This window comes from Streptomyces sp. NPDC006610, from assembly GCF_040611575.1.
Classification (GTDB): domain Bacteria; phylum Actinomycetota; class Actinomycetes; order Streptomycetales; family Streptomycetaceae; genus Streptomyces.
In genome coordinates this window covers 1-10,292 of record NZ_JBEXOP010000078.1, presented here as the reverse complement: position 1 = coordinate 10,292, position 10,292 = coordinate 1, and the positions used below count along the sequence as shown (strand labels likewise).

Annotated in this window: 8 protein-coding genes; 6 read left to right on the top strand and 2 right to left on the bottom strand. The window is 71.0% G+C overall.

Going from position 1 to position 10,292, the window contains the following annotated elements; genetic code table 11:
* Positions 1–333 precede the first annotated feature (333 nt).
* Together ABZY13_RS33095 and ABZY13_RS33090 are read left to right on the top strand one after the other, a co-directional pair.
* Complete coding sequence (locus ABZY13_RS33095) at positions 334–2,148, top strand: cellulose synthase catalytic subunit (protein WP_356637460.1); 1,815 nt, start codon at positions 334–336, stop codon at positions 2,146–2,148.
* A gap of 3 nt (positions 2,149–2,151) precedes the next feature.
* The gene (locus tag ABZY13_RS33090) at positions 2,152–4,107 is read left to right on the top strand and encodes a kelch motif-containing protein (RefSeq protein ID WP_356637458.1); all 1,956 of its coding nucleotides are present in this window, start codon (positions 2,152–2,154) and stop codon (positions 4,105–4,107) included.
* A 176-nt stretch (positions 4,108–4,283) separates the two neighbouring features.
* On the opposite strand, the gene ABZY13_RS33085 is transcribed toward ABZY13_RS33090, so the two are convergent.
* Complete coding sequence (locus tag ABZY13_RS33085; RefSeq protein WP_356637456.1) at positions 4,284–5,273, bottom strand: glycoside hydrolase family 6 protein; 990 nt, start codon at positions 5,271–5,273, stop codon at positions 4,284–4,286.
* Between the two features lie 185 nt (positions 5,274–5,458).
* Between ABZY13_RS33085 and ABZY13_RS33080 the strand changes: the two genes are divergently transcribed.
* From ABZY13_RS33080 to ABZY13_RS33070, 3 genes are all read left to right on the top strand, one after another.
* Positions 5,459–5,968, top strand: a complete 510-nt coding sequence (locus ABZY13_RS33080; protein ID WP_356637454.1) for a MarR family transcriptional regulator — start codon at positions 5,459–5,461, stop codon at positions 5,966–5,968.
* Positions 5,969–6,151: 183 nt separating this feature from the next.
* The gene (locus ABZY13_RS33075; protein WP_356637452.1) at positions 6,152–6,490 is read left to right on the top strand and encodes a DUF3817 domain-containing protein; all 339 of its coding nucleotides are present in this window, start codon (positions 6,152–6,154) and stop codon (positions 6,488–6,490) included.
* A gap of 101 nt (positions 6,491–6,591) precedes the next feature.
* Positions 6,592–8,292, top strand: a complete 1,701-nt coding sequence (locus ABZY13_RS33070; protein ID WP_356637450.1) for a methylmalonyl-CoA mutase family protein — start codon at positions 6,592–6,594, stop codon at positions 8,290–8,292.
* A gap of 24 nt (positions 8,293–8,316) precedes the next feature.
* Here ABZY13_RS33070 and ABZY13_RS33065 read toward each other — a convergent pair whose 3' ends face one another.
* Positions 8,317–8,958, bottom strand: a complete 642-nt coding sequence (locus ABZY13_RS33065) for a TetR/AcrR family transcriptional regulator (protein ID WP_356637448.1) — start codon at positions 8,956–8,958, stop codon at positions 8,317–8,319.
* Positions 8,959–9,246: 288 nt separating this feature from the next.
* Here ABZY13_RS33065 and ABZY13_RS33060 point away from each other — a divergent pair, with 288 nt between their 5' ends.
* Positions 9,247–10,221, top strand: coding sequence for a tetratricopeptide repeat protein (locus ABZY13_RS33060; protein WP_356637446.1), 975 nt, complete (start codon positions 9,247–9,249; stop codon positions 10,219–10,221).
* Positions 10,222–10,292: the final 71 nt, after the last annotated feature.

The following is a 10,292-nucleotide window of genomic DNA, read 5'->3' as shown; positions in this document are numbered from 1 at the left end:
ACCGATTCCGCGCCGTTCCGAGGACGGACACCCCCGGCCCGGCCCCGACGAGGCACTCGGCGACAGCGCCACCGCAACCGAGAACCCACCCCGACGGGCCGCCGCAGCCAGGAACCGCAACCGAGAACCCACCCCGACAGGCCGCCGCAGGCAGAAAACCGCACCGCCCTCGACCCGCCCGGCGACGAATCCACCACCACGACGAGCCCCCGGAACGCCGCCCCGAGCGGACGCGACCCCGCCCCCACCCACCTGGCCCCTCCCAACTCGACACGTCCCGAATTCTCCACTTTCGTGAGAGTAGTTCGAGCAGTTCGATCACTGGAGGGCGCTGTGCGGCCGGAGGGCTACGACTACGACACCCACAGCCGACTCGCCGGACCGCTCACGGAGCCGGCCGAGGCGTACCGGGTGCAGTACACCTCGCTCCTCTCCGGCGAGCCCCACCGAATACGAGCCGTCCTCCTCATGGCGCTCGCCCCGGTCCTCACCGGCGTCCTGCTGGTGTACCTGATCTGGCCCACCCACTGGGTGGACCGCGAGGGCGCCGACAGCTGGCTGATCGTCCTGGACGTCGCCATGCTTCTGGCGATCGGCCTGATTGAGCTGTTCATGCTCGTCAACGTCGCCTCCGTCGCGCACGCCACCATGGTCGCCCGCGACCCCGTCCCCGTCACCCCCGAACCCGGCACGCGCGTCGCCTTCCTCACGACGTACGTCCCCGGCAAGGAACCCCTGGAGATGGTCCGCGCCACCCTGGAGGCGGCCACCCGCATCCGCCACACCGGCCCCTTCGACGTCTGGCTCCTCGACGAGGGCGACGACGACCAGGCCAAGGCGCTCTGCGCGGAGCTGGGCGTACGCCACTTCACCCGGCACGGCGTCCCGGAGTGGAACCGCCCGACCGGCGTCCACAAGGCCCGCACCAAGCACGGCAACTACAACGCCTGGATCGCCATGCACGGCGGCGCCTACGACTTCTTCGCCTCCGTCGACACCGACCACGTCCCGCTGCCCAACTTCCTGGAGCGGATGATGGGTTACTTCCGGGACCCGGACGTGGCGTTCGTCGTCGGCCCCCAGGTGTACGGCAACTACCACAACCCGGTCACGAAGGCGGCCGAGTCCCAGCAGTTCCTCTTCCACGCCCTGATCCAGCGCGCCGGCAACCGCTACCGCGCCCCCATGTTCGTCGGCACGAACAACGTGGTCCGCATCGCCGCCGTCAAACAGATCCGCGGCCTGTACGACTCCATCACCGAGGACATGGCCACGGGCTTCGAGCTGCACCGCACCCGCAACCCCCGCACGGGCAACCACTGGCAGTCGGTCTACACCCCCGACGTGCTGGCGGTGGGCGAGGGCCCGGCGTCGTGGACGGACTTCTTCACGCAGCAGATGCGCTGGTCGCGGGGCACTTACGAGACGCTGCTGAAGCAGTACTGGAAGGCCCCTCTCCGCATGCCGAAGGGCCGCCTGTTCTCGTACACGCTCATGCTCGTCTACTACCCGATGACGGCGGTGAACTGGTTCCTGGGCATCCTCAGCTGCGTGCTGTTCCTGTGGTTCGGCGCGTCCGGCACCCAGGTGGCCGCATCGGTCTGGCTGATGCTCTACAGCGACGCGGCGGCCCTCCAGATCGGCCTGTACCTCTGGAACCGCCGGCACAACGTCTCCCCGCACGAGCCCCAGGGCTCGGGCGGCCTGGCGGGCATGGCGATGTCCGCGATGTCCGCGCCGATCTACCTGAAGTCGTTCACGGAGGCGGTCCTGCGCCGCCCGAGCCGCTTCGTGGTCACCCCGAAGGGGGACGACGCCAGCCCGGACCGCCTGCTCACCTTCCGCATCCACCTGTTCTGGGCGATCCTCCTGGCCACGTCCCTCGCCGTGTCCGTCGTCCTGGACCACACGCACGCGGCGATGCGCACCTGGGCGTGCCTGGCCCTGGCGATCTCCCTGGCGCCGCCGGCGATCTGGGCGGCGACGGTCCTCAAGGAGCGCCGCGAGAACCCGGCGACTGCCCGCAGCGCGACCGCCATCACGCCCCGGGAGACCGCGACCGCGGCCGCTGCCCCCGAACCCGCCCTGGCCACGGCGACGACCGGCACGGTGTCCACCGTCTCCGGCACCACGACAGGAGGCAACTAGCCCATGGCCTTCCAGCCCTCGCAGAAGACGAAGAAGACAGTCCTGGGCATCGGCGGGGTCGCGATCCTTGCCGGCCTCAACGCACCGGCGGCCATCGACTTCGCGAGCGAGAAGTACCACGAGTACAAGATCGCGCAGCCCGGCTACAAGGCCAGGTACGGCTCCTGGACCCAGGTCGACATCCCGAAGGAGTTCCGCACCAACGCGATCCACGCGGCGCTGCTGCACACCGGCAAGGTGCTGATCGTCGCGGGCTCGGGCAACGAGCAGAAGAAGTTCGACAAGGGCGAGTTCGACACGGTCCTGTGGGACCCGAAGGCGAACACCTTCAAGAAGATCCCGACCCCGGAGGACTTCTTCTGCGCCGGCCACGCCCAGCTCCCCGACGGCCGCCTGCTGGTGGCAGGCGGCACGGCCCGCTACGAACTGCTCGACGGCGAGGTGGAGCGGGCGGGCGGCGGCATGCGGGTGAAGAACGAGAGCCCGGACAAGACGGTCCGGCTGAAGAAGGGCACCCGTTTCCGCTCCCCGGCGGGCGTCGAGTACGTGACGAAGTTCGACGTCACGATCCCGAAGGCCAAGCGCACCTTCAAGATCACGTACAACCGCGAGGGCGTGATGCAGCCCTGGCAGACGAAGATCACCGCCGGTGAGGCGCGGGTCTTCGTGGAGGCCGTCGAGAAGGGCCCGCTGTCGGTCACCGAGAAGCAGGCGCAGTACGAGATCGTGGGCCTCAAGGGCAGGGACGCGGCGAACACCTACGGCCTGTCCGAGAAGATCACCATGGACAAGCAGGACTTCCAGGGGATCCGGGCGGCCTACGAGTTCGACCCGAAGGCGGAGCGGTACGTCCCCGTCGACCCGATGGCCAAGGCGCGCTGGTACCCGACGTTGGTGGGCCTGGAGGACGGCCGGATCCTCGCGGTCTCCGGGCTGGACGACGTGGGGATGATCGACCCGGGCGACAACGAGATCTACGACCCGAGGACCAAGAAGTGGAGCACGGGGCCGAAACGGTACTTCCCGACGTACCCGGCGCTGTTCCTCACCAAGGGCGGCAAGCTGTTCTACCCGGGTTCCAACGCCGGGTACGGCCCGGCGGACAAGGGCCGCGAGCCGGGCCTGTGGGACGTGAAGAAGAACACCTTCGAACCGGTCCCGGGCCTGCGGGACCCCAACCAGACGGAGACGTCCGCGTCCCTTCTCCTGCCCCCGGCGCAGGACCAGAAGGTGATGATCCTGGGCGGCGGGGGAGTGGGCGAGTCGAAGCTGTCGACGCCCCGCACGGCGGTGGTGGACCTGAAGAAGGACAACCCGGCCTTCAAGGACGGCCCCGACCTGCCGCAGGGGACGCGCTACTTGAACAGCGTGATCATGCCGGACGACACGGTGTTCACCTCGAACGGCTCCCGCGACTACCGGGGCCGCAGCGCCAGCAACATCCTCAAGGCGCAGTTCTACGACCCGCGGACCAATGCCTTCCGGGAGGCCGCGGCCCCGCGGGTGGGCCGCAACTACCACTCCGAGGCGCTGCTGCTGCCCGACGGCCGGGTCGCCACGTTCGGCTCGGACCCGCTCTTCGACGACCAGCAGAACACCAAGCTCGGCCACTTCGAGCAGCGGATGGAGGTCTTCACCCCGCCCGCGCTGCACAAGTACGGCAAGCAGCGGCCGGTGCTCGGCGCGGGCCCGCAGGAGCTGGACCGCGATCACCGGGTGACGTTCGAGACGGCCCACCCGGAGCGGATCGCCGGGGCGCGCCTGATGCGCCCGAGCGCGGTCACCCACACGACGGACGTGGAGCAGCGCTCGATCGAGCTGGGCGTGACCAGGGGCGCGAGGTCGGCGACGTTCACGGTGCCGAAGGACCGGACGCTGGTCCCGCCGGGCTGGTACATGCTGTTCGCGACGGACGCGAAGGGGACGCCGTCCGAGGCGAAGTGGGTGCAGGTGAAGTGACGCACGACGACGAAGCGAGGCACCACGACGAAGCGAGGCACCACGACGAAGCGACCCACCACGACAAGCGAAGCACCACGACGCCGCACGACGAGGTGAGGTGACGCACCACCGGTGAAGCGACGCACGACCCGGTGAAGCGACGCGACCGTACCCGGGCGTGGGGGCGCCGGGCCTCAGCCCTTGGCGTTGCGCGAGAGCCCCAGGGCGTACTCGGGCCACCACCGTCCGGCGTCCGGTCCGCCCCGGCAGGTCCCGTCGGACTCGCCGGGCCGCTTGATCCACAGGTAGGCGTCCACGACGGGCGACCCGGTGTCGGTGGTGGGCGGGGTGCCCAGGGCCCGCCCCGGCGGATTGCACCACTGCCCGTCCAGCGGACCGTTGCCGTTGCGGCTGGTGTCCACGACGAAGTGCTTGCCGCCGAGCGCCTTCGACAGCGCCAGCCCGTACGCCGTCGTCGTCGCGTTGGTCTGGAAGTTGGAGACGTTGAGCGCGAACCCGTCGGCGCGCTCGACGCCCGCCCGCCGCAGTGGCTCGACCAGCTTCCAGCTCTCCTTGATCCAGGCGGGGTTGCCCGCGTCGAGGTACACCTTGGTGTTGGGCTGGCGCTTGAGCCGGTCGACGGCCTCGCCGAGCAGCTGCTCGCGTTCGGCCTCGTACGCACGCGGCGTGCAGCCGGACACGACATGGGCGATCGCGTCGGGCTCCAGCACGACCAGGGCCCTCGCCCGCCCGATGGCCCGCGCGAACTTCTCGATCCAGGCCCGGTAGGCGTCCGCGCTCGCCGCGCCGCCCGCCGAGTGCTGGCCGCAGTCGCGGTGCGGGATGTTGTAGGCGACGAGCACGACCGTCTGCCCGGCGCGGCTCGCGGCCCCGGCGGCGGCCCGGACCTGTGCGGTCGGGTCGATCTCGCCGGCCGGCCACAGCGCGGCCGGCCGGTCGGCGATCCGCCGCAGCAGCTCCGCCTCCCGGGTGCGCCCCTGCTCGCGCCACTGGGCGATCTGCCGGGCGGCGGGGCTGTCCGGGTCGACCCAGAAGGGCGAGGCGGGGGGCTTGGCCTTGCGGCCGCCGGTGACGGAGGCCTCGTCGACGTCGGGGGCCGACGAGCAGCCGGCGGTCAGCCCGAGGACCGCGAGCGCCGTGAGGGTGTGGATCAACCGGGGCATGCCGCTCCTTGGCCGGGGGGAGGTTACGTACGGTGACGATCCGGCCGCAATCGTTGCACAGAGGGACGACCGGCGCGGGAACGACATGGCTTCGCCCCGCCGACCGGAGCCGCCGGATTCCCCCGGCCGACCGATCCGCGAGACGGGGCTGACCGTCATATGACCGGCCGGTAGGGTCTGGTGCCGTGCCGAAGCCGCTCAGCCTTGCCTTCGACCCCATCGCCCGCGCCGACGAACTCTGGAAGCAGCGCTGGGGCAACGTGCCCGCCATGTCCGCGATCACCTCGATCATGCGGGCCCACCAGATCCTGCTCGCCGAGGTCGACGCGGTGGTCAAGCCGTACGGCCTCACCTTCGCGCGCTACGAGGCGCTGGTCCTGCTCACCTTCTCCAAGGCCGGCGAGCTGCCCATGTCGAAGATCGGCGAGCGGCTGATGGTCCACCCCACGTCCGTCACCAATACGGTCGACCGCCTGGTGAGGTCCGGGCTGGTGGCCAAGCGCCCCAACCCCAACGACGGCCGCGGCACCCTTGCCGTGATCACCGACAAGGGCCGCGAGGTGGTCGAGTCGGCCACGCGGGACCTGATGGCGATGGACTTCGGCCTCGGCGTGTACGACGCGGAGGAATGCGCGGAGATCTTCGCGATGCTGCGCCCGCTGCGGGTGGCGGCGGGGGACTTCGAGGAGGACTGACCGGCGCTCGGGGAACGCCGCCCCGGCTTCCGGCGACGACGGGCGAAGAACGACGACGGGCGAAGATCTACGACGACGGGCGAAGATCTGCGAAGACCCGCGAAGTTCGGCGAAGGCCGACCCTGGCCCGCGAAGACCGACCCTGGCCGAGATCACCCGGAACGGCCGGTTACGCTCGACGGCATGAAGAAAAGCGTGCTGACCCGCTACCGCGTCATGGCCTATGTGACCGGCGTCCTGCTCGTCCTGCTGACCTTCGGCATGATCGGCAAGTACGCGCTCGACATCGACGGCGCGGCCGACTTCACGCAGGTCGTCAGCATCGCGCACGGCTGGCTCTACGTCGTCTACCTGGTCTTCGCCTTCGACCTGGGTTCCAAGGCGAAGTGGCCGATCGCCAAGCAGGTGTGGGTGCTGCTGGCCGGCACGATCCCGACGGCCGCGTTCTTCGTGGAGCGCCGGATCAGCCGCGAGCTGGAGCCGCTGGTGACCGACGCGGCCCCCGCGACCGCGAAGGCGTAAGCCGCGAGAACCCGCCCGGTACCGCCGTACGGAGCAGTGTGTGGCGATACCGGGCGGTTTCCCATCGACAATTACTAGGACGTCCTAGTAAATTCGATGGCATGGACGCTGACGCCATAGAAGAGGGCCGCCGACGGTGGCAGGCCCGGTATGACGCCGCGCGCAAGCGCGACGCCGACTTCACCACGCTCTCCGGAGACCCCGTTGAGCCGGTGTACGGGCCCCGACCCGGGGACAAGTACGAGGGCTTCGAGCGGATCGGCTGGCCGGGGGAGTACCCCTTCACCCGCGGTCTGTATCCGACCGGATACCGAGGGCGCACGTGGACCATCCGGCAGTTCGCCGGCTTCGGGAACGCCGAGCAGACCAACGAGCGGTACAAGATGATCCTCGGCAACGGCGGAGGCGGGCTCTCCGTCGCCTTCGACATGCCGACGCTCATGGGCCGCGACTCCGACGACCCGCGCTCGCTGGGCGAGGTCGGGCACTGCGGGGTGGCCGTGGACTCGGCCGCCGACATGGAGGTGCTCTTCCGCGACATCCCGCTCGGGGACGTCACCACGTCGATGACGATCAGCGGGCCGGCCGTGCCGGTCTTCTGCATGTACCTGGTCGCCGCAGAGCGGCAGGGCGTCGACCCGTCCGTGCTGAACGGCACGCTCCAGACGGACATCTTCAAGGAGTACATCGCGCAGAAGGAGTGGCTCTTCCAGCCCGAGCCGCACCTGCGCCTCATCGGCGACCTCATGGAGTACTGCGCCGAGCGCATCCCCGCCTACAAGCCGCTGTCCGTCTCCGGCTACCACATCCGCGAGGCCGGGGCGACGGCCGCGCAGGAGCTGGCGTACACGCTGGCGGACGGCTTCGGCTACGTCGAGCTGGGCCTGTCGCGCGGCCTGGACGTCGACGTCTTCGCGCCGGGCCTGTCCTTCTTCTTCGACGCGCACGTCGACTTCTTCGAGGAGATCGCCAAGTTCCGGGCGGCGCGGCGGATCTGGGCGCGCTGGATGCGGGACGTCTACGGCGCGAAGACCGACAAGGCCCAGTGGCTGCGCTTCCACACCCAGACGGCCGGCGTCTCGCTGACCGCGCAGCAGCCGTACAACAACGTCGTCCGCACGGCCGTCGAGGCGCTCGCCGCGGTCCTCGGCGGCACCAACTCCCTGCACACCAACGCCCTGGACGAGACCCTCGCGCTGCCCTCCGAGCAGGCCGCGGAGATCGCCCTGCGCACCCAGCAGGTCCTGATGGAGGAGACCGGAGTCGCCAACGTCGCCGACCCGCTCGGCGGCTCCTGGTACGTCGAGCAGCTCACCGACCGGATCGAGGCGGACGCCGAGAAGATCTTCGACCAGATCCGTGAGCGCGGCCTGCGGGCCCACCCGGACGGGCAGCACCCCATCGGCCCGATCACCTCCGGCATCCTGCGGGGCATCGAGGACGGCTGGTTCACCGGCGAGATCGCCGAGTCCGCCTTCCGCTACCAGCAGGCCCTGGAGAAGGGCGACAAGAAGGTCGTCGGCGTCAACGCCCACACCGGCTCGGTCACGGGCGACCTGGAGATCCTGCGGGTGAGCCACGAGGTCGAACGCGACCAGGTCGCCGCCCTCACCGCCCGCCGCGCCGAGCGCGACGAGACCCGGGTCCGCGAAACCCTGGACACCATGCTCCGCGCCGCCCGCGAGGGCGCCAACATGATCGGCCCGATGCTCGACGCGGTCCGCGCGGAGGCGACGCTGGGGGAAATCTGCGGGGTGCTGCGGGACGAGTGGGGGGTGTACACGGAACCGGCGGGGTTCTAGCCGTTCCAGGGTTGGGCAGGGCCTCTACGGGCCCTGGTGTTCTTCGGTGGCCGCCGCGCCCGCCAGCCCCAGCAGCAGGACCCGGACCAGGCTCCGTACCCATGCCCCGTCCACCGGTTCCGCGCTGACCAGGGTGCGGTGGACCACCGCGCCCGCGACCATGTCGAAGATCAGGTCGACCGTGCGGGACGTCTCCTCCGGGCTGGACTCCGGGGGGAGTTCGCCGCGGGCCTGGGCGCGGGCGCGGCCCTCGTGGACCAGGCCCTTCTGGCGGTCCACGATCGAGGTGCGGATGCGGTCGCGCAGCGCGTCGTCGCGCGTCGACTCCGCCACCGCCGCCATCAGGCCGCTGCGCGCCTCCGGGCGGGCCAGGATCGCGGCGAACTGGAGGACCACGCCCTCGATGTCGGCGGCCAGGGAGCCGCGGTCGGGGAGTTCGAGTTCGTCGAAGAGCTCCGCGACCGCGTCGACGACCAGCTCGTTCTTGCCCGACCAGCGGCGGTACAGGGTCGTCTTGGCCACTCCCGCGCGCGTCGCGACATCGCCCAGGGTGAGCTTGGACCAGCCCAGTTCGACCAGTGCCGCCCGGGTCGCGGCCAGGATCGCCGCGTCCGCCGCCGCGCTGCGCGGGCGTCCGGCGCGACTGGGGACGGGGCTGCTCGGCATGGCATGACGATATCCGGCCACGCGGCCACGGGAACCGGGCGCGACCGTGAGGGAGATCACCGGCGGAGGGTGTCGGAAAGGGCTGCGGCGGCATTACGCTACGACCCGTAGCGAAAGCGCGTGCACGGCGTGCGCGAGCGACGACCACATGGCGCGGGTGGGGACCCGGCGCCGCGCAGCACCCGGGTCCGGCGGTCACGGCGGTCCGGGAGTACCGGTCCGGCGGTCACGGCGGCCCGGCTTCCACGGCGTTTTCACACACGCGCGGGTACGGGGGAGGATAGGCGCATGCAGCCACGGAACATGTCCATGAGCGGAGTCGTCGACCTCGCCGCGGTGAAGGCCGCCCAAGAGGCCAAGGCCAAGGCGGAACAGGCGCGGGCCCAGGCGGCCCGGCAGGGCGGGGGCGGGGGCGTCTCCCCCGCCGACCTCGTCATCGACGTCGATGAGGCGGGGTTCGAGAGGGACGTCCTCCAGCGGTCGGCCGAGGTCCCGGTCGTCATCGACTTCTGGGCCGAGTGGTGTCAGCCCTGCAAGCAGCTGAGCCCCGTCCTGGAGCGGCTGGCCGTCGAGTACAACGGGCGCTTCCTGCTCGCCAAGATCGACGTCGACGCCAACCAGATGCTGATGCAGCAGTTCGGGATCCAGGGGATCCCGGCCGTCTTCGCCGTCGTGGCGGGACAGGCGCTGCCGCTCTTCCAGGGCGCGGCCGGCGAGGCCCAGATCCGGCAGACCCTCGACCAGTTGGTGGCGGTCGCCGAGCAGCGCTTCGGCCTGACCGGGCTCACCGTCGACCCCGAGGCCGAGCCCGGCGGCGCCGCCCCGGCGGAGCAGGTCCCGGCCGGCCCCCACGAGGCGCTGCTGAACGCCGCCGCGCAGGCGCTGGACGCGGGCGACCTCGGCGGGGCCGTCCAGGCGTACAAGAACGTGCTCGCCGAGGACCCGGCGCACCCGGAGGCCAAACTCGGCCTCGCGCAGGCCGAGTTGCTCCAGCGGGTGCAGGGTCTTGACCCGCAGGCGGTGCGCAAGGAGGCGGCGGACAAGCCCTCCGACCCCCAGGCGCAGATCGCCGCCGCCGACCTGGACCTGGTGGGCGGTCACGTGGAGGACGCCTTCGGCCGACTCATCGACACCGTGCGCCGCACGGCGGGCGACGACCGGGACGCCGTACGGCTGCGGCTGCTGGAGCTGTTCGAGGTGGTGGGCGCCGAGGACCCGCGGGTGACCGCGGCCCGGCGGGCGCTGGCGCGCGCGCTGTTCTGACAGGTGCGACGAGCGGGGCGGGGGAACCCTTTTAACCGGTTGCCCGCCCCCCAAGGGCGTAAAGCACCCAT